The sequence below is a fragment of the Amycolatopsis sp. WAC 01416 genome, assembly GCF_003947485.1.
Classification (GTDB): domain Bacteria; phylum Actinomycetota; class Actinomycetes; order Mycobacteriales; family Pseudonocardiaceae; genus Amycolatopsis.
The window spans coordinates 1113889-1139947 of record NZ_QHHX01000002.1 but is presented as its reverse complement, the minus strand read 5'-3'; the positions used below and the strand labels follow the sequence as shown (position 1 = coordinate 1139947).

The following is a 26059-nucleotide window of genomic DNA, read 5'->3' as shown; positions in this document are numbered from 1 at the left end:
CAGATTGCCCACGTGTTACTCACCCGTTCGCCACTAATCCACCCGAAGGCTTCATCGTTCGACTTGCATGTGTTAAGCACGCCGCCAGCGTTCGTCCTGAGCCAGGATCAAACTCTCCAACAATGTCAAATTTGATCGAGGCAAATTTTCTTGCTCTCAAAGGAACCTCAAACGAGGTTCAAATACATAAGCTCTACTGGCTTAGTTCACTAGCACACTGTTGAGTTCTCAAGCAACACGCTTTGTTTCAAAGCGATATTCACAAGCTTTTGGTCGAGCATGCCGAATCCTACACTGTTAGTCGTAGGGGGTCGGCGGCCGCTCGTGGGCCGACGCTGAACATTACCTGGTCCGGTTCGCGGTGTCAACCCGCTCGGCCCTGGTTCCTTGCCTCGGGGCTTTCGGCCCCGGCGGCCCGGTGTTCCTGGCGACGAAGAGAAGATTACATGCCCCGGAACCCCCTGAAAACAGGGGGGTCACTTAAGGACATCGCCGCAGGTCAGCCGGTGTGAACCACCCTCATCCGACGGTCTTCAGGTAGCGGGGCGGTTTGCGGGCGGGCGCCACGCGTTCGAAGTCGGCCGCGTAGGCGAGCACTCGGGCGTCCGTCCACTGCCCCGCCATGAACGAGACGCCCACCGGGAGCTCGCCGACGAAACCGGCGGGCACGGTCACCGCGGGGTAGCCCGAGACCGCGGCCGGCGTCGACGACGGGATCACGTCGTTGTCGCCGGTCTTGCAGTCGGTCTTCCAGGCGGGCGGGTTCGTGGGCGCGGCGATCGCGTCGAGGCGGTACTTCGCGAGGGTTTCGTCGATCGAGCGTTTCGCCAGATCGGTGAGCTCGCGGCGCATGGCCTGGTAGCCGGGATCGGACGGGCTGGGCGCGACGAGCGCCTGTTCGAAGAGTTCTTGCCCGGCGAAGCAGGTCTGCTCCAGCGGGTCGGAGCGGTTGTAGTCGATCAGCGCCGCGAGGTCGCGCGGGCCTTCGGGGCGCGTGGCCAGGTAGCGGTCGATGTCCCGGTGGAACTCGGTGAGCAGGGCCGGGAACTCCAGTTCACCGAGCCTCGCCTGGTACGGCGGCGTCACCTCGACGACCTCGGCGCCCGCCTTGACCAGCGAGTTCTTGGTTCGCGTCAGCACGGCGTCGACGTCCGGACCGAGGACCGGCAGACGCCAGAGCCCGATCCGGGAGCCCTTCAGCACGCCGGGCCGGAGGTGTGCGGCGTAGTCGGTCGGCTGGTTCGGCGGGTACGCGCCGGTGGCCGGGTCGCTCGGGTCACGGCCTTGGAGCGCGGACAGGGTCAGCGCGACGTCGACGACGTGCCTGGCCATCGGGCCCGCGGTGTCCTGTTCGGCCGAGATCGGCACCACACCGGTGCGGCTGACCAGGCCGAGGCTCGGTTTGTGCCCCACCGTCGAGGTCATCCCGGCCGGGCAGACGATCGAGCCGTCGGTCTCGCTGCCGATCGCGACCTGGGCGAGCGACGCGGCGATACCCGCGGCGGACCCGGCGGACGACCCACAGGGGTTGCGATCGAGCACGTACGGGTTGTTCGTCTGCCCACCGACGCCCGACCACCCGGAAGTGGGTTTGGCGGCACGGAAGTTCGCCCATTCGGACAGGTTCGCCTTGCCGAGGACCACCGCGCCCGCGTCACGCAGACGGCGGATCAAGGTCGCGTCCTTCGTGGGCTTGCTGCGCAGCGCGCGCGAACCCGCCGTCGTCTGCATGGAACGGGTGTCGACGTTGTCCTTCACCAGGACCGGGATGCCGTCCAGCGGCCCGCGCGTCTTGCCAGCGCGACGCCGGACGTCGCTCTCCGCGGCCTGCGCGATCGCGGCCGGATTGACCGCGATGACCGCGTTCACCTTCCGGTCGACCTTGTGGATGCGATCGAGATAAGCCGAGGTCAGGCTGACCGCGGTCAGCCTTCCGGAGGACATCCGGGCCTGGAGCGCGAGGATGTCGGCGGCGTCGAGATCGAGAGGCCTCCCGGCGGCGGATGCCGCCGGCGCGGCTGTTGCCGCGATGGTCGCGGCGACCAAGGTCGTCAGAACTCTGAACACCGGTCGCCGCACCATCAGGTCTCCTTCGTCTAGAGAACCGGAAGCAGGGTCCGCAGCTCGTACGGGGTCACCGCGCTGCGGTAGTTATCCCATTCAACACGTTTGTTGCGCAGGAAGAAGTCGTAAACGTGCTCTCCGAGCGCTTCGGGCAGAAGTTCCGATTTCTCCATCTCGGACAGCGCCTCGCCGAGGTTCTGCGGGAGCTGGGCGTATCCGGCCGCACGACGCTCGGCGTCGGAGAGCTGCCAGATGTTGTCCTCGGCGGGCGGAGGGAGCTCGTAACCCTTCTCGATGCCCTTGAGACCGGCGGCCAGGATGACCGAGTACGCCAGGTAGGGGTTGCACGCGGAGTCCAGCGTGCGGATCTCCACGCGACGTGACGACGCCTTGCCGGGCGAGTACATCGGCACCCTGACCAGTGCGGAACGGTTCGCGCGGCCCCAGGAGACGGTCGTCGGGGCCTCGCTGCCACTGATCAGCCGTTTGTAGGAGTTCACCCACTGGTTGGTGACCGCCGAGATCTCCTTCGCGTGGTGCAACAGCCCCGCCACGAAAGCTTTACCCGTCGCTGACAACTCGTACGGGTCTTCGGCGTCGTAGAAGGCGTTGCGATCACCTTCGAACAGGCTCACGTGGGTGTGCATCCCGGAACCCGGCTGGTTGGTGAACGGCTTCGGCATGAACGTCGCGCGGACACCTTGGGTGAGCGCGACCTCCTTGACGACGTACCGGAAGGTCATCACGTTGTCGGCCATGGTCAGCGCGTCGGCGTACCGGAGGTCGATCTCCTGCTGACCGGGCGCACCCTCGTGGTGGCTGAACTCGACCGAGATTCCCATCGCTTCGAGCGTCTCGATGGCGTGGCGGCGGAAGTGCGTCGCCGTCGCGTGGCTGGCCTGGTCGAAATAGCCGCCGTTGTCCGCGGGCTCGGGTTCGCTGCCGTCGTCCGGCAGGCTCGCGAGCAGGAAGAACTCGATTTCGGGATGGACGTAGCAGGTGAAACCCGCTTCGGCCGCCTTCGAGAGCTGCCTGCGCAGAACGTGCCGGGGATCCGCCCAGGACGGGGAGCCGTCCGGCATCGCGATGTCGCAGAACATGCGCGCCGAGTACGGGCCGCCGTCCGGGGTCTCCCACGGGAGGACCTGGAACGTGGCCGGGTCGGGCTTCGCGACCATGTCGGACTCGTAGACCCGGGCGAATCCTTCGATGGCCGATCCGTCGAAGCCGATCCCCTCGCTGAAGGCGCCCTCGAGTTCGGCCGGCGCCACCGCGACGGACTTGAGAAACCCCAGCACATCCGTGAACCAGAGCCTGACGAAACGGATGTCGCGCTCTTCCAAGGTACGGAGCACGAACTCCTGCTGGCGATCCATGGCCGCACCCTAACGAGAACGTGTTAACGACATGTTTCGCGACGCGCCGATCGACCGGAAGTGGTGGATCACCCCACGAGGACCGGTTCGGGTTTCGCGGCCTTGGTGATCGCCAGCGAAGCGACCGAAGCGAGCACGGCCAGGCCTGCCGCGATGTACCAGGCGAGCGCGTAGCTGCCCGACGAATCGCGGATCGCGCCGGCGCCGAAAGCCGCCAGACCAGCGCCGAGCTGGTGGCTGGCGAAGACCCAGCCGAAGACGATCGGCCCGGCGGCGCCGTATTGCCGGACACAGAGCGCGACGGTGGGCGGGACCGTCGCCACCCAGTCGAGTCCGTAGAAGACGATGAACGCCCACATGCTCGGCTCCACCGTTCCGCTCAACAACTGCGGGAGCAGGGCGAGTGAAACGCCGCGAAGGGAGTAGTAGACGCCGAGCAGGATCCGCGGGTCTACCCGGTCGGTGAGCCAGCCGGAGGCGATCGTGCCCGCGACGTCGAAGATCCCGACGAGGGCGAGCAGGCCGGCGGCGGTCGTCTGTGGCATGCCGTGGTCGTGCGCCGCGGGGACGAAATGGGTGCTGACCAGGCCGTTCGTCGTGGCGCCGCAGATCGCGAAACCCACGGCGAGCAGCCAGAACGTCCTTGTGCGTGCCGCCGAGCCGAGGACCGAGAGCGCGCGACGGGCGGAACCACCCTTGCGAGTGACGGGATCGGCTTCGCCGGGCTCCGCGCCGTACGCGGTCGTTCCGACGTCGGACGGGTGATCGCGGACCACCAGAAGGACGACGGGGACGACGGCCAGCGCGGCGATGGCGATGACGAGCGACGCCGTGCGCCAGCCTTCGTCGACGGCGAGGTTGGCCACGATCGGGAGGAAGATCAGCTGGCCGGTGGCGCCCGCCGCGGTGAGGACCCCGGTGACGACGCCGCGGCTGCGGACGAACCAGCGGGCGGCGACCGTCGCGGCGAAACTCATCGCCATCGAGCCGGTGCCGACGCCGACCAGGACACCCCAGCAGAGGATGAGCTGCCAGCTCGCGTTCATGAACACCGTGCCGCCCGCTCCGATCGCGACGACGCATAGCGCTGTCGAGGCGACGCGTCGCATGCCGAAACGCTCCATGAGAGCTGCCGCGAAGGGCGAGAAGAGGCCGTAGAGCACGAGGTTCACGGAGACGGCCGACGCGATCGTCGCGCGCGACCAGCCGAATTCGTTGTGAAGCGGGTCGATGAGCACGCCGGGGGCCGCGCGGAAACCGGCGGCGGCGAGCAGGGCGATGAAAGCGGCAGCGGCGACGAACCACGCGCGGTGGAGCCGGGTCTCAGGTTGCACAGGTACAGCGTCATCGGCGACGGCCCTCGACGGAAGCGGCTGGAAGGACACTGTGCGAAAGATTCGGGCCAAGGCCATAGGCTCTGGCCATGCGCTGCCGTCACCTCGTGCCGGCGCTGCTGCTCACCATCGGGCTCATCGGCGGCTGCGCGGGGTCACCCCCGTTGCCGCCTGCCCAGGACTACGTGAGCGCGGCGGCCGACTCCCTCGTCTCGTTGCGCAGCGTGCGGTTCACGCTCGGAGTGAACGGCGTCGTCACCGGGCTGCCGGTGCGCGGGCTCGACGGCGAGGTCAGTCTCGAGGGTGGCGCGGTCGGTAATGCCGACCTGCAGGACGACTTCGGACGGAGGAAGGTCCAGTACCGCCTGTCCGGCTCGGAGATCACGCTCAGTGGGCCTGGCGGGGAGCGGGTGCTTCCGGCTTCGGCGCCGTACACGCCTGAAGCGATGCTCGGGGCTGAAGGCGGGCTTCGGCGGCTGCTGACCGGGGCGACCGACCTGCGGGGCGAGCGGTGGGAGCGGGTGCAGGACACCGATTCGTTCCGGATCGCCGCGAAGGTGCCGGCCGCGGTGATCGGCGGGATCGTGCCGGAGATCAAGTCGGACGTGTTCGTGAAGCTGTGGATTTCGCGGGACGAGCCGCGGCGGCTGGTGCGGGTGTGGCTGCAGGTGCCGCCGACGAAGCCGGAGGAGTTCGCGGTGATGTTGGAGTTGGCGTTGACCAGGCATGACGCAGTGGTCGTCGGGGGCGGGCGATAGCAAAGGTCCCCTGCTCTCTTCGGCGGGAAAGGCCTGGTCAGGGGGTCGGCGATAGCAAAGGTCCCTTGCTCCCCCGCTAAGAGCAGCGGGTGTCGGGAGCGGGTAGTTCGCCGTCGATCAAGTACGCGAAGCCGGCGCTGTCGACGCACTCGTTGCCGTCGAGGAAGACAGTGTGCTGCGCGCCCTCGAACGTCAGCAAAGCTCCCTTGAGGTCTCGGGCCAGGTTCACGCCGGACGCGTACGGGGTCGCCGGGTCGTCGGTGGTCGAGATGACCAGCGGCCGCGGCAGGCCGTCGATGTCCGGCTTGTGGACCTTGGAAGTGGCGGGCACCGGCCACACCGAGCAGATGTCGAGTTCACTCATGTCCGGGGTGCCGCCGGCCAGGAACGGCGCGCCCTGGAGCATCCGCTGGTGGGCGCCCTCGATGACGCGTCTGTCGGCGATCCGCGTGCTGTCGACGCAGCGCACCGCGAAGTACACGTCGAAGATCCCGGTGTACCGGCCGTCCGTCTCTCGGCCGTAGTAGTTGTCGGCGAGCGCGACCAGGGTTTTGCCGCTCCCCCGTTTCAGCTCGGCGAGCCCGTCGTTGAGGAACTTCCACGCGTCAGCCGAGTACAACGCGGCACTGGTCCCGGTGATGGCGTCCTCGAAGGAGAGCTTGCGGGTCCCCGCGGGCACCGGTTCGGTGATCAGCGGCCGGACCAGATCCTGGAAGACCCTCGTCACCGCATTCGCGTCACGGCCGAGCGCGCAGTCCTCGCGAGCGACGCACCACTTGCCGAATTCGGCGAACGTGTTCTGGAAGCCGGCCATCTGCGTGACCAGCGATTCCGCGGTGTCGAGTTCGGGATCCACCGCACCGTCGAGGAGCAGCGCCCGCACCTTGTCCGGGTAGGCCTCGGCATAGGCGGTCCCGATCTGCGTGCCGTACGAAAAGCCCAGGTAGGTGAGCTTCTCGTCGCCGAGAGCCGAGCGCAGGACGTCGAGGTCGCGGACGACGTCCCTGGTCCCGATGTTGGCGAGCAGCTCTTTACCGTGCTTCGTGCGCTCGGCACACTTCGCGGCGTACGTCCTGGCGTCGGCCAGTTGCTTCGCGATCCCGTCGGGCGTCAAGTCGCTTTCGGAATCCTCGGCGCGGTCCGCGTCGCGTTCGGCGTCGGTGAGGCAGACGAGCTTCGGATCGCTGATCCCGACACCGCGCGGATCGAATCCGACGATGTCGAATCGCTCGGCGAGTGCCGCCGCCGGCCGGGACTTCGCGATCCGCGCGGCAGCGGAGACGCCTGATCCACCGGGACCGCCGGGATTGAGTACGAGGGAGCCGATCCGCCTTTCGACCTTCTTAGTCTTGTGCCGGAGAACGCCGATCGAGATCGTCTCGCCGTCCGGCTTCAGGTAGTCGAGTGGCACGGTGAGCTTCGCGCAGTCGAACGCCTTGTCCGCGAAAGACGCGCACGCGCCCCACGTCAGCTCCTGCCGAGTGAACTTCTCAAGCGCCTTCGGGTCCGGTGTCGGTGACGCGGTGGCCGTAGGAGACACCGTCGGCGCGGGCTGCGGCTGCTGCGTCGTGCAGGAAGTGACCAGCACGGCGACAACGAGCACGGCCGGAACGCGGCGAAGGCTCATCTCGCGATCTTCGCAGCGTCCCGGCCGGTCAGGGGCCTTCGCGCCGAACTCGTTACTTGGCGGTGCAGCGGGTGCCTTCGTCCGGCAGGACACCGTCCACCAGGTAATCGATGCCGATCTTGTCGACGCACGAGACGCCCTGGAGGAAGACCGTGTGCTGGTTGCCCTCGAACGTCAGCAAAGCTCCCTTGATCGCTTTCGCGAGGTTGACGCCCGCCTGATACGGGGTCGCCGGGTCGTTCGTGGTCGAGATGACCAGCGTCTTCGGCAGGCCTTCGACGTTGGGCTGGTGCGGCTCCGAGGTGTTCGGCACGGGCCAGAAGGCGCAGGCGTCGCGCGCGGAACCGTCCGGTTTGCCGTCGTCGAGGAACGGTGCCGCCTGCGCGTATCGCTTCTGCGCGTCGAGGAGCTTCGCCGGATCGGTGACCCGCGGGTCGTCGACGCACCTGATCGCGACGAACGCGTCCTGCGTCGTCCCGTAGCGGCCGTCGGCGCCGCGTTCGTTGTAGAGGTCGGCCAGTTTCTCCAGGCCGTCGCCGCGCTGACGCTTCAGGTCGTTGAGCGCGGTGTTCAGCGGTTCCCAGAGATCTTCCTGGTAGAGAGCCTGTATCACCCCTGTCGTCGCGTCCTCGTACGACAGTTTCCGGCCGTCGCTGACCGGCACCGGGAAGTCGATCAGCGGCCGCACCAGGTCCTGGAACGCCTTCGTCACGCCGGCGGCGTCGCGCCCCAGCGCGCAGTCCTCGCGCGCGGCGCACCAGTTCGAGAACTCCCCGAACGCCTTGCCGAAGCCCTGTCCCTGCGCGACGAGCGACTCCACCGCGTCCTGCTCCGGGTCGACGGCTCCATCGAGCACCAGCGCGCGGACGTTCGCCGGGAACGCCTCCGCGTAGGCGGATCCGATCCGCGTCCCGTAGGAGTAGCCGAGGTAGTTCAGTTTCGGATCGCCGAGGACCGACCGCAGGACGTCCATGTCTTTCACGACGTCACGGGTGCCCACGTTCGCGAGCATCGAGGGGCCGTGTTCGGTCCGCTCGGCACACTTGGCCGCGAAGTACTGGGACTCGGTCTCCTGCTTTTTCACTCCCTCGGGCGACCCGTCCGTCTCGCTGTCGTCCGCCCGGTCCGCGTCGCGTTCGGTGTCGGTCAGGCAGCGGATCTGCGGCTGGCTCGCGCCGATGCCGCGCGGGTCGAAACCGACGATGTCGAAGCGTTTGCCCAGCGCGTTCGTCGACGTCCGGGAGGCGAGACCGGCCGCGGCCGCCATCCCGGAAGCGCCGGGGCCGCCGGGATTGACCACGAGCGCCCCAATCCTTTCGTCGGTTTCCAGTGCCTTCCGGCGCAGGAGGCCGAGCGTGATCGAGTCGCCTTCAGGTTTCGCGTAGTCGAGCGGGACGGTCAACCGGGCACATTGTGCGTCCTTCACTCGAAACGCCGCTTTCGCGTCATCGGATGTCGCGTAGGGTGCACAGTCGGCCCAGGTCAGGCTCTGTCCGTAAAACTTCTCGAGGCCGGGCGGCACCGGCCCGGTCGGAGCGTGCGACTCGGTGGCCGGAGGCGGCGGCTGGGTTCTACCCTCTCCCGACGAGCACGCGGCGGAAGTGACGGCGAGCAGGCCGGACAGCGTGATCGCGGCGAATCGACGGGCACGGGACCTGGCGCTGACATGAGTGGACACGGTTGGATCGTGCCATCGGCCGTGGAACTCGGCCGCACCACCACCGCGTTGGTGATACGGGTGCGTACGGCAGAAGAGCAGACGGGAGCACAGGGGTGGCAGCACTGATCAGCCGGGTGGGCAAGAAGCTGCGCCGGATCATCCAGCGGCCGGGCAGCGTCGAGCTGACCCGCTACGAAGCGCTGCTGCCGGCCATCGAGAAGCTCGAGCCCGAGTTGGAGAAGCTCTCCGACGAGGAGCTGACAGAGCGGGCCGGCAAGCTTCGCGACGCCGCTTCCTTCGGCAACGACCAGCTGGTCGAGGTCTGCGCGCTCGGTCGTGAGGCCGCGCGGCGGGCCCTCGGCGAGCGCGCCTTCGACGTCCAGCTGCTGGGCACGATGGGCCTACTCAGCGGGCATATCGTGCAGATGGAGACCGGTGAGGGCAAGACGCTGGCCGGTGCGCTGGCCGGCGCCGGGTACGCCCTGCGCGGGAAGCACGTCCACGTCGTCACGGTGAACGATTACCTCGCCCGTCGTGACGCGGAGTGGATGGGTCCGATCTACGACCTGCTCGGCGTTTCCGTCGGCTGGATCGAGCCTGCTCACTCCCGCGACGAGCGCCGCGAGGCGTACGCGAAGGAAGTCACGTACGGCGCCGTCAGCGAGATCGGCTTCGACGTGCTGCGCGACCGCCTGGTGACCCGCGAAGAGGACCTGGTCCAGCGCGAGCCCGAGGTGGCGATCGTCGACGAAGCGGACTCCGTGCTGGTCGACGAGGCCCGCGTGCCGTTGGTGATGGCGGGGTCGATCGACCACACCGACGCCGATGAAGAGGTCGCGAACATCGTGCGGCGGCTGCGGCTCGGGCTGCACTACGAGACCGACGCCGACGGCCGCAACGCCTGGCTGACCAAGGCGGGCGCGTCGGTGGTCGAGAAGGCGCTCGGCGACGACATCAACCTCTATGACGAGACGGGCTCGGACAGGCTGCCCGCGGTGAACGTGGCGCTGCACGCGCACGCGCTGCTCACCCGCGACGTCGACTATCTGGTGCGCGACGGCAAGGTGCAGCTGATCAACGCCGCGCGCGGCCGCGTCGCCGAACTGCAGCGCTGGCCGGACGGTCTCCAGGCCGCTGTCGAGGCGAAGGAGCAGGTCAAGGCGACCGACCGGGGCGAGATCCTGGACTCGATCACCGTGCAGGCGCTGCTCGCGCGGTATCCCGAGGTCGCGGGGATGACCGGTACCGCGGTCGCGGTCGCCGAGCAGCTGCGCGAGTTCTACAAGCTCGAGGTCGCGGTCATCCCGCCGAACACGCCGAACATCCGCGAAGACCAGGAGGACCGGATCTTCGGGTCGCCGTCGCAGAAGCTGCGTGCGATCGAGGAGGAGATCCGGCGGGTGCACGAGTCCGGGCGGCCGATCCTCGTCGGCACCCAGGACGTAGCCGAGTCCGAAGAACTGGCCGAGAAGCTGGCGAAGGCCGACCTCGAATGCGTCGTGCTCAACGCGCGCAACGACGCCGAGGAAGCCGAGATCATCGCCGACGCCGGCAAGAAGGGCGCGGTCACCGTCTCGACCCAGATGGCCGGTCGCGGTACCGACATCCGGCTGGGCGGCAAGGACGGCGACGGCCGCGACGAGGTCGTCGAACTGGGCGGCCTGCACGTGATCGGCACCGCCCGGTACCCGTCGAGCAGGCTGGACGGCCAGCTGCGCGGCCGGTCCGGACGGCAGGGCGACCCGGGCAGCGCGGTGTTCTTCGCCAGCCTGAACGACGAACTCGTGCTGTCGAACGCGCCGGACATCCCCGAGGGCATCAGCTCCGACGTGGGCAGCGGCGAGATCGTCGACCCCGCGGCGCTGCGGCAGATCAACCACGCGCAGCGCGTCGCCGAGGGTGTGGACCTGGAGATCCACCGGAACACCTGGCGCTACACGCGGCTGATCGAGCGGCAGCGCGGCGAGCTGCTCGAGCACCGGGACAAGGTGCTGAGGACCGCACACGCGGCGGAGGTGCTGGAAAAGGCGCACCCCGAGAAGTTCAAGGAGCTTTCGGAGGCCGTCGACGACGAGGCCCGTGTCCACCAGCTGTGCCGAGAGGTGCTGCTGTTCCACATCGACCAGCTGTGGTCCGACCACCTGGCGTTCCTGACGGACGTGCGGGAGAGCATCCACCTGCGGGCGCTGGCGCGGGAGACGCCGATCGACGAGTTCCACCGCGCGGCGATCCCCGAGTTCCACAAGATCATTCCGGAGGCGGCCGAGCGGGCGGCAAAGACGCTCGAAGAGGCCGAGATCACCGAGAACGGGATCGACCTCGGTGACGCGGGCGTGCGGCGGGCGAACACGACGTGGACCTACCTGGTGCACGACAACCCGTTCGACTCCGACTTCGAGCAGACCATCAAGAAGGTGCGGAGCATGATCAAGCGGAAGTAGCGCGCGGTCCTGAGCAGGGAGCGGGGGACCTTTGCTATCACTCTCTTTCGGAGAGCGATAGCAAAGGTCCCCCGCTCTCTTTTCGCCCGGCCGTCCCCAGGTGGGCGATTCGGCACATCCAGTCGTCCCCGCGGACGCCGGTGGGTGAGAATGTCGGCATGCCGCAACTGCGCATCGCACTGGCCCAGGTCAACACCACCGTCGGGGACCTCGAAGGCAACGCCGAGCTCACCGTCGAGTGGACTCGCAAAGCCGCCGAAGCAGGCGCCCACATCGTCGTCTTCCCGGAGATGTCCCTCACCGGCTACCCCGTCGAGGACCTCTCCCTCCGCCCGACCTTCGCCTCTGCCTCGAAGCAGATGGTCGAAGCGCTCGCCAAGCGGCTCGAAGACGCCGGATGCGGCGAGGTGCTCACGTACGTCGGATACCTCGACCTGGACGAGACCGGCCCGCGCGACGCGGCGGCCGCGCTGTACCGCGGCGAGGTGGTCGCCCGTCAGTTCAAGCACCACTTGCCCAACTACGGCGTCTTCGACGAGCACCGCTGGTTCAAGCCGGGCCACGATCTCGAAGTCGTCCGCTTCCACGGCGTCGACGTCGGCATGGTGATCTGCGAGGACGTCTGGCAGGACGGCGGCCCGATCTCCGCGCTGGGCAAGGCCGGCGTGGATCTGGTGGTCGCGCCCAACGCTTCGCCTTACGAGCGCGCGAAGGACGACATCCGCCTGCCGCTCATCGCCCGCCGCGCGGCCGAGGCCGGCGCGCCGCTGGTGTACACGAACCAGATCGGCGGGCAGGACGACCTCGTCTTCGACGGCGACTCGATCGTGGTCGGCGCGGACGGCCGGTTGCTGGCGCGTGCGCCGCAGTTCGTCGAGCACCTGCTCGTCGTCGACACGGACCTCGAGTCGGGTGGGCACACCGCCGAGGGCGAGTTCGAAGGCCTCCGGGTCAAGCGCCGCGTGCTCAGCGAGGACCCGGTTCCGGCGTACAGCGCGAGCAACGAGTCCGCGATCAGCGAGCCGCTGTCGGACGAAGCCGAGGTGTGGCACGCGCTGGTCGTCGGCCTGCGCGACTACGTGCACAAGAACGGCTTCTCGTCGGTGACGTTCGGATTCTCCGGCGGCATCGACTCGGCGGTCGTGGCGGCGCTGGCCGCCGACGCGCTGGGCGGCGACAACGTCTACGGCGTTTCGATGCCTTCGGAGTACTCCTCGGAGCACTCGAAGGGCGACGCCGAGGACCTCGCCCGACGCATCGGCGCGCACTACCGCGTCGAGCCGATCGCGGACATGGTCAAGGTCTATGTCGAGCAGCTTCAGCTGACCGGCCTCGCCGAAGAGAACATCCAGGCCCGTGTCCGCGGCATGCTGCTGATGGCACTGTCCAATCAGGATGGTCATCTGGTGCTCGCCACCGGCAACAAGACCGAGCTCGCTGTCGGCTACTCGACGATCTACGGCGACGCCGTCGGGGCGTTCGCGCCGATCAAGGACCTGTTCAAGACCCACGTCTGGCATCTGGCCAAGTGGCGCAACGCGGAAGCCGAGAAGAACGGCGAAACCCCGCCGATCCCGGAGAGCTCGATCACCAAACCGCCGTCGGCCGAGCTGAGGCCGGGTCAGCTGGACAGCGACTCGCTGCCCGACTACCTGATGCTCGACGACATCCTCGACGACTACATCGAGGGCGACCGCGGTTACGTCGACCTGGTCGACGCGGGCTTCGAGCCGGAAACCATCGACCGCGTGGTGCGGATGGTCGACAAGGCCGAATACAAGCGTCGCCAGTACCCGCCGGGCACCAAGATCACGTTCAAGGCGTTCGGACGGGACCGGCGGCTGCCGATGACCAACGGCTGGCGCGAGGGAACTGTCGTGGCCCGCTCAGCTCAGCGCGACCTGCTTCCCGGCTGAGTTCGTCAGCACGGCCACCAGGCCGGGCTTCGTGTCACGCCGGACGAGCATGTCCATCCCGAGCGCGCGGACCGCGGCTTCGACCGCGGCCGGCTCGGGGTGGACGCCGGTGACCATGAGCAGCGGAATGGACGGAAGGCCCCGTGTCGTCGGATGCGGGGTGTTCCCCCAGTCGATGAGGAACGGCGCGAGTCCGTCGAGACCGCCCGCACCGGTGAGCCGCCAGGTCAGCAGTTCGCCGTCGTCGGTGGTCCGCGACATCTCGGACGCTTCGCCCGGGTCGTAACCACGTTCACGAGCTTCGGCGATCGCTGCGTCGATGCCTTCCGCCCGTGCTGCCCAGGTGACCAGCGCGGGCGCGGTCAGCTCGTCGATACCGAACGGGCGCGGTCCGATGTGCTCGGGCTGGTCCGGGTCGGGACCGACCACCTCGAGATAGGCGCCGGCACCCAGATCGGCCAGGTAGTTGGCCGTACCGAAACCGATATGCCTTCCGCCGCGTACAGGCGTGACGCCGGTCAGCTCGGCGACGCGCGCGACGGCCTCTTCGAGGTCCGGCCCGGCGTACACGAGGTGATCAAGCACGAGGTCGCTCATGCCCATACTCCTACCGCAGCCGCCGCTCCGGCGGCACCGCGGCATGGCGGTGAACCCGAAAACTGTCGGACCGGTCTCGTACCCTGGGCACATGACGGCACCGGGCTACTCCGTGTTCGGCACCGCGATCGGCGACTGCGGCATCGCGTGGAGCGAACGCGGGGTCGTCGCGGTCCAGCTTCCCGAGGGCAGTGAAGAGAAGACGAGGGCGCGACTGACCACGCGCCTTCCCGAAGCGGCCGAATCCACGCCGCCGGGCGAGATCCAGCACGCGATCGACGGGATCGTCTCGTTGATGGACGGCAAGCGCACGGATCTCACCGGTGTCGAGCTCGACTACGAAGGAGTACCGGACTTCCACCACCGGGTTTACGAGTTCATCCGCACGATCCCCGCGGGCAAGACGCTGACGTACGGCGACATCGCGAACATCCTCGGCATGCCCGGCGGAGCACAGGCCGTGGGGCAGGCGATGGGCCGGAACCCGTTCCCGATCATCGTGCCGTGCCACCGTGTGCTCGCCGCGGGCGGCAAGGACGGCGGGTTCTCCGCGCGCGGAGGGGTCGCCACCAAGCGCCGGATGCTGGTCATCGAAGGCGCTTTGGCGGACGAACCGACGTTGTTCTAGTCGCTAGGGGTTCTAGTCACCTGAGGTTCTAGTCGCTTTGGGCAGGCGACCAGGGCTTGAGCCAGGGCGTCTCCGGCCAGCCTTCCGCAGCGGCCATCAGCGGGATCGCCGTCGCGCCGTCGATGTGCTCGCGGATGATGTCGGCGTGCCCGGCGTGCCGCGCGGTCTCCTCGATGAGGTGGAGCAGCACCCAGCGGACCGACCACGCGTCGACGTCCTGCGGGTACCAGGGCACGCCCTTCGGCACCGGGACCGGCTGGCCGAGGTCGGCGATATTGGCGATGACGTCCGCGGTGCGGCCGGCGACCTCGTCGTAGCGCGCGAGGACGGTTTCGACCGTCTCGTCCGGGGTCATCACGTAGCCCGCTTCGTACTCCTTCATCGTCTCGTCCATCGGCTTCGAGGGCTTCTGGAGAAGGATGTCGATCCAGCCGTCTTCGACTGTCGCGGTGTGCTTGATCAGGCCGCCGACGCTCAGTGAACTTCTGGTCGGGACGGCTCTGGCCTGTTCCTCGGTGAGTCCGTGCGCCGCGATCCGCAGGACGTGGCGCTGCTGCTCCAGGTACGCGAGGAGGCCTTCGCGCTCGTCGGCGACCGGGGGAACGTTTCCAGCCATGGTGGCTCCTTCCGTCGGGAAGGGGATCATGGCATTCGGCACCGGCTTCTTGCGGCGATTCGGCCCGGAAGAGAGCAAGGGACCTTTGCTATCACTTCTCTCGACGTCGAGACAAGCGATAGCAAAGGTCCCTTGCTCCCCCGCTAGCCCTGCGGGCGGACGAACGGAAACAGCACCGTCTGCCGGATCGACGCCCCGGTCAGCATCATCAGCAGCCGGTCGACGCCGATGCCGAGCCCGCCGGTCGGCGGCATGCCGTGTTCTAGCGCGAGCAGGAAGTCCTCGTCCAGCTCCATCGCCTCGACATCCCCGCTCGCGGCGCGCAGCGACTGGGCCTCCAGCCGTCGCCGCTGCTCGAGCGGGTCGGTCAGCTCGGTGTAGGCCGTGCCGACCTCGGAGCCGAACGCGATCAGGTCCCAACGCTCGGCCAGCCGCGGATCGACGCGATGTTGCCGGGTCAGCGGCGAGACGTCGGTCGGGTAGTCGGTGTAGAACGTCGGCAGTACGGTCGCGCCTTCGACCAGATGCTCGTGCGCCTTCAGCACGAGATCGCCGTGCCCGGCGTCCTCGTTCACCGGCACTCCCGCCGCGCGGCAGAACCGCTGGAGTTCGGCGACAGAGGTGCCCGCGTCGATCTTCTCCCCGAGCGCCGCCGAAACGGCTTCGTGGACCGGGATCACCGGCCAGTCACCGGAAATGTCGTACTCGACGACCGTCCCGTCCGGCCCCGGACGGCGAACGACCTGCGCGCCGTACGCGGCTTCCGCGGCGCACTGCACGAGTTCCCGCGTCAGCGTCCGCATCGTGTTGTAGTCGGCGTACGCCTGATACGCCTCCAACATGGTGAATTCGGGGTTGTGCGTCGCGTCGACGCCTTCGTTGCGGAAGTTCCGGTTGAGCTCGAAAACGCGCTCGACCCCGGCCACGCACAACCGCTTCAGGTACAACTCGGGGGCGATCCTCAGGTACATCCGCATGTCGTAGGCGTTGATGTGCGTGATGAACGGGCGGGCGTTGGCGCCGCCGTGCACGGTCTGGAGCATCGGCGTCTCGACTTCGAGGTAGTCACCCTGGTGCAGCCGTTCCCGCACGGCGCGCACCACGGTCGAGCGCATCCGCAGCATCGCCGTCGAATCCGGGTTCACCGCGAGGTCGAGGTAGCGCTGCCGCACCCGCGTCTCCGGGTCGGTGAGGCCCTTTCGCTTGTCCGGCAAGGGATGCAGGCTTTTCGCCGTCACGGTCCACTCGTCGACGAGCACCGAGAGTTCACCGCGCCGCGACGTCACGACCTGCCCGCTCACGCCGACGTGATCGCCGAGGTCGACGCCCCGCCGCCAGCCGCCGAGGTCGAGCACGGAGGCGTCGAGCATGAGCTGGATTTCGCCGCTGAAGTCCTTGACCCGAGCGAAGCAGAGCCCGCCGAGGTTACGCATGGCGAGCACCCGCCCCGCGACGCGGACCCGGTGGCCGGTGTTGCTGTCCGGGCTCAGATCGCCGAACTTCGCGACGACGTCACCGAGCAGATCTTCCCGGGCGAAACCGACCGGATACGGGTCGATCCCGGCTTCCCGCAAGCGATCCAACTTCGCTATCCGCACACGAACTTGGTCGGGTCGCCGCACCTGTTTCGGCGCGGGAGTGGCCGCGTTCGCTTCGATGCGGTGGACCTCGGCCACGAATTCATCGGTGACCGTCTCAAGTTTCAACGCCCGTGCCGACCGTCCGGTGGGGACGAATCCTTCGAGCGCACCGGCGACGATGCCGACCCGCGGCAGCCGTCGAGCCGAGGAGTAGCAAAGGAATCGCGGCTCCCAGTCGGGGCCGTACTTGGCGTTGGACCGGTAGAGCGATTCCAGTTGGAAGAACCGCGACGCCATGCTGAGCACGCCGCGCCAGGCACGCAGCACCGGGCCCGCGCCGATCCGCTCCCCCTCGGAGAAGACCGCGCGGAACATCGCGAAGTTCAGTGAAATCCGTTGTGCGCCAAGGTGTGAACTGGCCGCCACGACCTCGGCGACCATGTATTCGTTGAGCCCGTTTTCGGCGTCGCGGTCACGCCGCATCAGATCAAGGGAAAGACCGCGACGGCCCCACGGCACGAAGGACAGCATGCCGCGAAGCTCGCCCTTGGCGTCGTACGCCTCCACCATCACGCTGCGGCCGTCGCTCGGATCGCCGAGCCTGCCGAGCGCCATCGAGAACCCGCGTTCGGTCTCCGCACCCCGCCACTGCTGCGCTTGCAGCAACAGCCTCGCCATTTCGTCGGCCGGGATTTCGCTGTGGCGCCGGACTTTCGTGGTGTATCCGGCCCGTTCGATCCGTTTGACCGCTTGGCGGACCGAGCGGCGCTCCGGCCCGGCGAGGCTGAAGTCACGCACGTCGAGGACCGCTTCGTCACCGATCTCCAGCGCGCGCAGGCCCGCGTCGGCATAGACCTTCGCGCCGCGTTCGCTCGCGCCGAGCACGCCGGGGGTCCAGCCGTAGGTGCGCGCCTCGTTCAGCCAGGCGCGGACCGCGTCGGGCCAGGCGTCGGGATCACCGATGGGATCCGCGCTCGCGACGCTGGTGCCCGCGAGCACGCGATAGGCCACGGCGGCGCGGCCGTTCGGCGAGAAGACGACACTCTTCTCGCGCCTCGTGGCGAAATAGCCCAGAGAGTCGTCTTCGCCGTGTTCAGCCAGAAGGCGACGTACGCGCAGTTCTTCCTCGTCCGTCCTCAAGCGACGGCTGCGCACGCCGCGGAACAGCGTGTACAACGCCGCCGTGGCGACGGCCGTCGCGCTGAGGTCGAGCACGAGGTCGAGCCAGGCGGGCCCTTCGCCGATACCGACCCGACGCAGCTGGATGTTCTCCCCGGTCGTGTGGTTGACGACCCAGGCGAAGCGCGCCCAGGTGTCGGCGAGCCGGCCGGGAAAGGCTTCGCTCAAGCCCCAGCCGACGAGAATGACCGCGGCCAAACCGCCGAAAAGCACCGTGAAGCCGTCGCGCCAAGCGCCCGGCGCGAGCCTGGCGGGGAACGCGGGACGCAGAATCCAGAGGAAAACGATCATGCCGACCGAGATCAGATCGGCGACGGCCAGCACCCACACCTGGTGCGGAATGTGCCGGACCTGCCACGGCCCCAGTTTCAGCAGCTCGGGCCACCACAGCAGGGCGGCCTGGAAGGCCAGCGTCACCGCCAGTCCGCCGACCTGGAACAGCAGGAGCGTGTAGAGGGCCGCGCGTTTGCGGCGGCGGAGCGCTGCGCCGAGGACGACAAGCAGCAGGACGATCACGAGGCTCGCGTTCGTCGGGATGCTCAAGGCCGAGAAGGCGACGTCACCCGTCCTGAGCACCGGGCCCTTCACGCCGCCGGCGAGCAGGAGGATCACCGAGAACACGGCCGCGAGCTGCACGAGGGTGGCGACGATTCCGCCGGCCCTCGCCTTCCACGGCGAGACTCGGCTCACTGGGTTTCCCATTCTGGCCCTTCGCGCTACACACAGGTGATCGACAGCTGTTCTTACTTGACGTCACACAACCCTGTGTGGTTGTCAACGATCATCATCCTCTGGTCTGAATTTCCTCATCCGGGGGCGTGACGCCGTGGTGTGAAGCTGGTCGCAGGGCCTTGGGACGGCCATATCCGCATGTCACGCTTGGCCTGTTCAGCTCCACGACCCGGGGACCTCTTCGAGGCCTCGAGGGAAGGACGGTCGACAAGGATGTCTGCCACCGAAAAGGATTCCGGCGAGCTCGTCGCTCCGTACGGGACCGGCGCGGCGCCCCAGCCCACATCTGGGAAGAAAGTCCGCGTACATCACCTTCGCGACATGAAGGAGCGCGGCGAAACCTGGCCGATGCTCACCGCCTACGACATGTACACCGCCGCGCTGTTCGACGAAGTGGGCATTCCCGTGCTGCTGGTCGGGGATTCCGCGGCGAACAATGTCTTCGGTTACGACACTTCGCTTCCGGTGACCGTGGAGGAACTGCTTCCGCTGGTCCGCGCGGTGACCCGGTCGGTGAAGCGGGCGCTGGTCGTCGCCGATCTGCCGTTCGGCTCGTACCAGCTTTCGCCGCAGCAGGCGCTGGAGACGTCGGTGAGGTTCATGAAGGAAGGCCGCGCGCACGCGGTGAAACTCGAAGGCGGGCGGAAATTCGCTCCGCACGTCGAGGCACTGACGTCGGCCGGTGTCCCCGTCATGGGACATATCGGATTCACACCGCAGAGTGAACACAATCTGGGCGGCTACCGGGTCCAGGGACGCGGCGAAGCGGCCGAAGCGCTGCTCGCCGACGCGCTGGCTCTGGAGGAGGCCGGCGCCTTCGCGGTCGTCATGGAGATGGTGCCCGCCGAAGCGGCGAAGCGGATCACGCACGAACTGAAGATCCCGACCGTCGGCATCGGCGCGGGGCCGGACTGCGACGCGCAGGTGCTCGTCTGGCAGGACATGGCCGGGCTTCGACGCGGCAAGACCCCTCGCTTCGTGAAGAAGTACACGGACCTCGCCGGCGTACTGGCCGGCGCCGCGTCAGCGTTCGCGGAGGACGTCCGGCGAGGTGAGTTCCCCGCTCCGGAGCACTCGTTCCACGACTGAGCTGCCTCTGACCTGCGAAAAGAGAGCAAGGGACCTTTGCTATCACTCCCGTTGAGGACGGGCGATAGCAAAGGTCCCTTGCTCTCCTCGGCGGCGACTGTGTGGATTTCGGGGCATCCAACACACCAAAATCCACACAGTCAGTCAGCACCGCTACGCGGCGTACAGGGTGTGTGGATATAGGGACACTCAACGTCCCTATATCCACACACCCCGCCCGCCGAGGGACGCGATAGCAAAGGTCCCTTGCTCTCTTTTCGGGTGGGCCGTGCACGACGACCCTCCTTTAGTCGTTCACGTATATGAACTTCAATCATGTCCTTGACTAGCATTCGTAAAGAGGCTTAACGTCTAGCCCGTCGCCGCCACGACCGAGCTTCGATCCCTCGACGAGGAGGACCACGGATGCGTGTTCGTGAGCGGGTTCTGGCCATCGCGACCGGTGCCGCCTTGCTGTCGATGCTGGCGGCGTACCCCGCACAGGCCGCGACGGTCCGCGTAGGGACTTCGGAGCAGCTGACGGCGGCGCTTGCTTCGGTCACTCCGGGCACCGTCATCGAACTCGCGGCCGACACGACCTTCGTGGGTAACTTCAAGGCGGCGAAGAGCGGGACTTCCAGCAGCCGCATCACGCTGAAGGGGCCGCGAAGCGCGGTCATCAAGGCCTCGGCGGGACGCACGCTCGAACTCACCGGCAGCTACTGGAACCTGACCGGCTTCACCCTTACCGGTGGCCAGAAGGGCCTGATGGCGACGGGAGTCAAGAACACCGTCGTCGACGGCATCAGGGTCACCGGCGTCGGCCACGAAGGCATCCATTTCCAGTACACGAGCACCGACAACGTCGTGAAGAACTCCGAGGTGACCGACACCGGCCGCGAGTACGCGGGCTACGGCGAAGGCATCTACTTCGGTTCCGCGAAGGGCAACTGGCCGGGCGGGACGCCCGACCGGAGCGACCGCAACAAAGCGCTGAACAACAAGATCGGCCCGAACGTGCGGGCCGAGTCGATCGACATCAAGGAAGGCACCACCGGCGGTGAACTGCGCGGCAACGTCTTCGACGGGACCGGGCAGAGCGGCGAGCACTTCGCCGACAGCTGGGTGGACATGAAGGGCAACAACTACGTGGTCGCGGACAACCGGGGCAGCAAGGTCTTCGTGCACGACGCGACCTACGGCGGCTTCGAGGTCCATGTCCAGCTGGACGGCTGGGGCCGCGGCAACACCTTCTCCGGCAACACCGCGGACGTGCGGTCCCCCTACGCGTACGGCTTCTATCTCGTGAAGGCCGCGACGGGGAACAAGGTCTGCGCGAGCAACAAGGTGACCGGTGCCGGGAAGGGATTCGCGAACGTGGCCGCCACGGCGGGCTGCTGACGCGACCGAAGACCGGGGGCCCGCTCAGCCCGGCGGCGGGGGCGGGCCCCCACCCTTCGGACACTCGCCGATTCAGGCAGAGTGTCCTCATGGATGACCTGTACCCGCCGATCCACGTGCGCGCCGAGGGCATGCTCGACGTCGGCGACGGGCACCGGATCTACTGCCAGGAAGCCGGGAACCCGGACGGCAAACCCGTGGTCGTCCTGCACGGAGGCCCTGGTAGCGGCATGTCCTCGATGGCCCGGCGGCATTTCGACCCTGAGGCCTACCGGATCATCCTGTTCGACCAGCGCGGTGCCGGCCGCAGCACTCCACACATCGGCACGCCGGACGTCGATCTGTCGGTCAACACCCTCTGGCACCTCGTCTCGGACATGGAAAAGCTGCGCGAACGGCTGAATCTCGACCAGTGGCAGCTCTTCGGCGGCTCGTGGGGCGCGACCCTCGCCCTCGCCTACGCCGAAACGCACCCGAGCCGCGTCAGCGAGATCATCCTGCGCGGCGTCTTCACCGTCCGCGGCAGCGAGCTCGACTGGATCTACAACGGCGGCGCTGCGAACCTCTTCCCCCGCGAGTGGGAAGCCTTCCTCGCGCCGATCCCCGAAGACCGCCGCGACGACCCGCTGTCGGCGTACCGCGAACTCGTCTATCACCCCGATCAGGCAGTCCGGGAGCGTGCCGCCATCGCCTGGAGCACGTGGGAAGGCGCGATCGTCTGCCTGCGCCCGGACCCGGCCTTCCACAACCAGTACGCGTCACCGGACTTCGCGGTCACGTTCGCTCGGCTGGCGCTGCACTACTTCTGCCATGGGGCATGGCTTGAGGAAGGACAGCTGATCCGGGAAGCCGGAAAGCTTGCCGGCATTCCCGGCGTGATCGTGCAGGGGCGGTACGACGCGGTGTGCCCGCCGGCGACGGCTTACGAGCTGCACCGGGCTTGGCCGGACTCGAAGCTGGAACTGGTGGAGGCGGCCGGGCACGCGGTGACGGATCCGGGGATGTTGGCCGCGCTTCGGGAAGCCACGGACTCTTTCCGACGAAGCTGACTCGGCCTGCGAATGGCCGATGACAAGCCGGGTTCAGACCAATAGCGTTCCCCTTGATCATCGTCCTTGGGGGGATCCGGGTGTCTTGATCGTCGCGTTACGTCTCGTCGTGGCCGCGGCACATCTTCGCTGTGGCACGCGCGCGGTTCGATGCCTTCTGGAGCTCTCTTCGCCACGAAGAAAGCAGGTCTGATGCGTTCTCGAAGATCCATCGCCGCCGCGACAGCCGTCTTGACCGCTCTCGGCACCACGGTCGTCACGGCACGCGTCGCCGAAGCGGCACCAGTGCTGCCACCCGGGTTCGTCTTGACCGACACACCGACCGGGCAGCCTGCCGGTGAGCTCACCGATGTGGCCTATCTGCCCGACGGCAGCGTCCTCACCACTGGCAGGCAGGGCTCCCTGCGCTGGACGCCGAAGGGCGGACAGCCGAATGAAATCGCGTCGCTCCCGGTCTACACCGGGGGTTCACTCGGCTTGACGAGTATCGCGGTTGCCCCGGATTACGCCATCAGCCGGACGATCTATACCGCGCGAGCAGTGTCGACCGGCGGCGACCGGGCTTTCCGGGTCAGCCAATGGCAGGTACAGGGGACGGACGCGCCAACCGGGCTCACCGACGAAAGACCTGTGCTTCAACTCCCCGCGAACTCCGACAGCCGGGGAATCCAGGATCTCGCCGTCGATCCGCTGGGCAACGTGCTCTGGATCGCGGTCGGCGACAACGCCGCAGAGCAGGCGCCCGGGACCGCCACCAAGGACACCGTGGACAAGTTCGCACTGCGCGCGCTGGACCCGGGCCAACCGACCGGGAAGATCCTGCGGGTCACCACCAACGGTGCCGGTGTCATCGGCAATCCCTTCTACGACGGGAACGCGCCGGATTCCTGGCGCAGCCGCAACTATCTCAGCGGACTCCGGGATCCGCGGATCACGCTCGACCAGCGTGGCGGGATCGTCGTCACGGATAGCGGATGGGCGGCCCGGGACGAGGTGAACATCGCCCTGCCCGGCCAGAACCTGAAATGGCCGTGCTGGGAAGGAACCGGCAAGACACCCGGTTACCGCGACCTGGCCGAGTGCGGCAACGTGCTGAACACCGCGCCGCTGACGGAAACGGCCCGCCAGGCGAACGGCGACATTCTCGGCGGGGTCTTCTACGCCGGTACGTCGTATCCGGAGCCCTACCGTGCACGCCATTTCGTGGCGGACAAAGGCGCGGGAACCCTGTCGACGCTGAGATTCGACAGTGGCGGGCAGGTGGTCGATCAGCCCGCGGTGCTCGCGTCCGGGATCGGCAACCCCGCCGCCCTCGCGACCGCGCCCAACGGGGACATCGTGATGGCCGACGCGAGCACCTCGACCCTGCGGCGGTTGAGCTACCGTCCGGCCAACAAGGCTCCCACGGCGTCCTTCGACGCCTCCTACGATCCCGGTCCACGCACGGTGTGGTTCGACGCGAGCACTTCGACGGATCCGGACTTCGACAACCTCGGTTATGAATGGGACTTCGGCGACGGCGCAACCGGGACCGGACGCCTGGTACCGCACGTCTACGACCCTGGGACTCAGAAGGTGACCGTCACCCTGACCACGAGGGACATCCACGGGACGGCGACGAGCACGACCCAGTCCGTGACCCCCGGAACCGCCGGCCCGACGGTCACGATGTCCTCACCGGGGCCGGACGCGCGCTTCCAACCGGGCGAGACGATCACGTTGACGGCGAAGGCGACCGATCCCGCCGACGGGTGGCTCAACGTCAGGTGGACCGCTGAGCAGGTGGTCTGCCCGGTTCAGGACAGCTGCACGACCAGCGTGCTGCGCACCGGGTCGGATGAGATCTTCTCGCCGACTTACCCGTCGGACAACGACAGCAAGGTCGTCATCACCGCGTACGCGAGCAACAGCCGCGGTGTCGTGAGCAGGGTTCGGTACGTCGCCCTGCCGCGGCTGATAAGGCTCTCGATCACCGGGTCGCGGGAAGCCCGGTACGACGTGGGCAACGGCCAGGGCCAAGCCGTCGACAGGCTGGTGACCGTCGGCTCCAGGGTCTCGGTCACCGCACCGTCCACCGCGTTCGACGGAGCGCCGTTCACCCGGTGGGCTGACAACTCCAGTACGTCACCGAATCGCGAGTTCATAGTGCTTCCGGGCGGAACGCAACTACGTGCCGATTACCAGTCGCCCATCGAAAAGCGCTACGCCGAAGACGCCACCCTTCCGGGGAGGCTGGGTGCCGCGACGGGGATCGAGGTCATCGAAGCCGGTATTCACTGGAAGCCTTACGCCTACGGTCGTCTTTACTGGACACCGCGGACCGGCGTAACCGCCGTTTCCGGCGCGATCCACGAAAAGTACGTCGCTCTCGGCGCGCATGCCTTCCTCGGAGTCCCGAGCACGGACGAAGCCCCGGGTAAAACGACTTACGGTCGCTTCAATCAGTTCGAGGGCGGGCCTGCGACCGGTACCGGGACGATCTATTGGGAACCGGGCTTCGGCGCGGTGGCGATCTACGGTCCCGTCCGCGACAAGTGGCTCGAGACCGGAGCGGAGGCTGGCCTGCTCGGTCACCCGATCACCGATCAGGCGACGACGCCGGACGGCACCGGCAGATACAGCCACTTCGTCGGCTCGTCGATCTACTGGACGGCCGCGACCGGAGCGCATTACGTCAAGGGCGAGATCCGGAACAAGTGGAGGGCGCTCGGGTGGGAGAGGTACTTCGGCTACCCCACCACCGACGAGAGCGGGACTCCGGACGGCGTCGGCAAATACAACCACTTCAGCCAGGCTGGTTCGATTTATTGGACACCGTCGACCGGTGCTTACGAAGTCCATGGGTTGATTCGCACACGCTGGTCGGCGGTCGGCTGGGAGAACGGACTCGGCTACCCGACCACCGACGAGACCTGGACGCCCGGCAACACCGGCAAGTACAACCACTTCGCGCAGGGCGGCTTCGCGCACTCGATCTACTGGCGTGCGGGAACGAACGTCGCCTGGGAGGTCAAGGGATTGATCCGTCAGCGGTGGCGCGAACTCGGTTGGCAGACGTCGTATCTCGGCTTCCCGATCAGCGGCGAGTACAACACGCCAACAGGTAAGCGAAGCGACTTCCAGTACGGCTACATCACCTACAACGGTTCAACGGGAGCGATCGAAGACCGTCGGTACTGAGTGAAAAGAACGCCGGTGCGGCTTTCTGGCCGCACCGGCGTTCGTCTACAAACGACCACCGGAGGTCGTGTCGCCGGAAAGCCGTTGCGCCAGATAGACCGGAACCGTCGAGGCCAGGATCAGGACCGCCGCCACGACGTTGACGATCGGTGCCTGGTTCGGCCGGAACAGGTTGTTCAGGATCCAGATCGGCAGGGTTTCCAGTCCGGTGCCGAGGGTGAACGTCGTGACGATGATTTCGTCGAACGACAGCGCGAACGCCAGCAGGCCGCCTGCAAGGAGGGCCGACCGCAGCATCGGGAAGGTCACCAGGCGGAACGTCGTGAGGCCGTCGGCGCCGAGGTCCATCGACGCCTCTTCGAGGTTCCCGCCCATTCGCCGCAGGCGCGCGACGACGTTGTTGAACACCACCACGATGCAGAACGTCGCGTGCGCGACGATCGCGGTGAACAGGCCGAGGTCGATGCCGAGGATCGTGCGGAAGGCGTTGTTCAGCGCGATACCGGTGACGATGCCGGGCAGCGCGATCGGCAGGATGATCAGCAGCGACACCTGGTTGCGGCCGAAGAAGCGGTACTTCTGCAGCGCGAAAGCCGCCATTGTGCCTAGCACCAAGGCGATCGCGGTCGCGGCGAGTCCTGCTCGGACACTCGTGCCGAGCGCGTTCAGCGCGCCCTCGTTGTCCGCGGCCCGGCCCCACCATTCGAGGGTGAAGCTCGACGGCGGCCAGCCGAAGGTGGTGTCGGCGTTGAAAGAATTGAGCAGGACCACAAGCAGCGGGAAGTAGATCACCGCGAGGCCGAGCACCAGCGCCACGAGCAGAAGGTATTTGGTCGTCCGGGAAAGCCGCATC

General features: G+C 67.5%; 17 protein-coding genes and 1 rRNA gene. 8 read left to right on the top strand and 10 right to left on the bottom strand.

The features are described from left to right. The 4 genes from DL990_RS09850 to DL990_RS09835 all read right to left on the bottom strand — a co-directional run. Positions 1–123 (bottom strand): 16S ribosomal RNA (locus DL990_RS09850); the annotation flags it as partial. Between the two features lie 396 nt (positions 124–519). Beyond that, the gene (locus DL990_RS09845; RefSeq protein ID WP_125798442.1) at positions 520–2082 is read right to left on the bottom strand and encodes an amidase; all 1563 of its coding nucleotides are present in this window, start codon (positions 2080–2082) and stop codon (positions 520–522) included. A 14-nt stretch (positions 2083–2096) separates the two neighbouring features. Then, entirely contained in the window at positions 2097–3440 is a 1344-nt protein-coding gene (gene glnA, locus DL990_RS09840) for a type I glutamate--ammonia ligase (protein WP_037303423.1), read from the bottom strand. Positions 3441–3508: 68 nt separating this feature from the next. Next, positions 3509–4774, bottom strand: coding sequence for an MFS transporter (locus DL990_RS09835; RefSeq protein ID WP_125798441.1), 1266 nt, complete (start codon positions 4772–4774; stop codon positions 3509–3511). A gap of 89 nt (positions 4775–4863) precedes the next feature. Between DL990_RS09835 and DL990_RS09830 the strand changes: the two genes are divergently transcribed. After that, the gene (locus tag DL990_RS09830) at positions 4864–5532 is read left to right on the top strand and encodes an LppX_LprAFG lipoprotein (RefSeq protein WP_125798440.1); all 669 of its coding nucleotides are present in this window, start codon (positions 4864–4866) and stop codon (positions 5530–5532) included. 76 nt (positions 5533–5608) lie between these two features. Here DL990_RS09830 and DL990_RS09825 read toward each other — a convergent pair whose 3' ends face one another. After that, on the bottom strand, positions 5609–7159 hold the full coding sequence (locus DL990_RS09825) for an alpha/beta hydrolase (protein ID WP_125798439.1): 1551 nt from the start codon (positions 7157–7159) through the stop codon (positions 5609–5611). Between the two features lie 52 nt (positions 7160–7211). Beyond that, positions 7212–8783: an alpha/beta hydrolase gene (locus DL990_RS09820; protein WP_199746294.1), complete on the bottom strand. Its 1572-nt coding sequence runs from the start codon at positions 8781–8783 to the stop codon at positions 7212–7214. A gap of 149 nt (positions 8784–8932) precedes the next feature. Here DL990_RS09820 and secA2 point away from each other — a divergent pair, with 149 nt between their 5' ends. Both secA2 and DL990_RS09810 read left to right on the top strand, forming a co-directional pair. Continuing rightward, positions 8933–11260, top strand: a complete 2328-nt coding sequence (secA2, locus tag DL990_RS09815; protein ID WP_125781157.1) for an accessory Sec system translocase SecA2 — start codon at positions 8933–8935, stop codon at positions 11258–11260. Positions 11261–11418: 158 nt separating this feature from the next. Continuing rightward, on the top strand, positions 11419–13176 hold the full coding sequence (locus DL990_RS09810) for an NAD+ synthase (RefSeq protein WP_125798438.1): 1758 nt from the start codon (positions 11419–11421) through the stop codon (positions 13174–13176). On the opposite strand, the gene DL990_RS09805 is transcribed toward DL990_RS09810, so the two are convergent. Further along, positions 13147–13773, bottom strand: a complete 627-nt coding sequence (locus DL990_RS09805; protein ID WP_125798437.1) for a VOC family protein — start codon at positions 13771–13773, stop codon at positions 13147–13149. The two genes, DL990_RS09810 and DL990_RS09805, sit on opposite strands and share 30 nt — an antisense overlap. Before the next feature lie 91 nt (positions 13774–13864). Here DL990_RS09805 and DL990_RS09800 point away from each other — a divergent pair, with 91 nt between their 5' ends. Continuing rightward, positions 13865–14401: a methylated-DNA--[protein]-cysteine S-methyltransferase gene (locus DL990_RS09800; protein ID WP_125798436.1), complete on the top strand. Its 537-nt coding sequence runs from the start codon at positions 13865–13867 to the stop codon at positions 14399–14401. A gap of 28 nt (positions 14402–14429) precedes the next feature. On the opposite strand, the gene DL990_RS09795 is transcribed toward DL990_RS09800, so the two are convergent. Both DL990_RS09795 and lysX read right to left on the bottom strand, forming a co-directional pair. After that, positions 14430–15017: a DinB family protein gene (locus DL990_RS09795; protein WP_125798435.1), complete on the bottom strand. Its 588-nt coding sequence runs from the start codon at positions 15015–15017 to the stop codon at positions 14430–14432. Between the two features lie 143 nt (positions 15018–15160). Then, on the bottom strand, positions 15161–18478 hold the full coding sequence (gene lysX / locus DL990_RS09790) for a bifunctional lysylphosphatidylglycerol synthetase/lysine--tRNA ligase LysX (RefSeq protein ID WP_125798434.1): 3318 nt from the start codon (positions 18476–18478) through the stop codon (positions 15161–15163). A 243-nt stretch (positions 18479–18721) separates the two neighbouring features. Between lysX and panB the strand changes: the two genes are divergently transcribed. The 4 genes from panB (at position 18722) to DL990_RS09770 (ending at position 25206) form a co-directional block, all read left to right on the top strand. After that, on the top strand, positions 18722–19597 hold the full coding sequence (gene panB, locus DL990_RS09785; protein ID WP_125798433.1) for a 3-methyl-2-oxobutanoate hydroxymethyltransferase: 876 nt from the start codon (positions 18722–18724) through the stop codon (positions 19595–19597). 405 nt (positions 19598–20002) lie between these two features. Further along, the gene (locus DL990_RS09780; RefSeq protein ID WP_125798432.1) at positions 20003–20977 is read left to right on the top strand and encodes a right-handed parallel beta-helix repeat-containing protein; all 975 of its coding nucleotides are present in this window, start codon (positions 20003–20005) and stop codon (positions 20975–20977) included. 89 nt (positions 20978–21066) lie between these two features. Beyond that, entirely contained in the window at positions 21067–22026 is a 960-nt protein-coding gene (pip, locus tag DL990_RS09775; RefSeq protein WP_125798431.1) for a prolyl aminopeptidase, read from the top strand. A gap of 192 nt (positions 22027–22218) precedes the next feature. Further along, positions 22219–25206, top strand: a complete 2988-nt coding sequence (locus DL990_RS09770) for a PQQ-dependent sugar dehydrogenase (protein WP_125798430.1) — start codon at positions 22219–22221, stop codon at positions 25204–25206. A gap of 45 nt (positions 25207–25251) precedes the next feature. On the opposite strand, the gene DL990_RS09765 is transcribed toward DL990_RS09770, so the two are convergent. Next, the gene (locus tag DL990_RS09765) at positions 25252–26058 is read right to left on the bottom strand and encodes an ABC transporter permease (protein WP_125798429.1); all 807 of its coding nucleotides are present in this window, start codon (positions 26056–26058) and stop codon (positions 25252–25254) included. Position 26059: the final 1 nt, after the last annotated feature.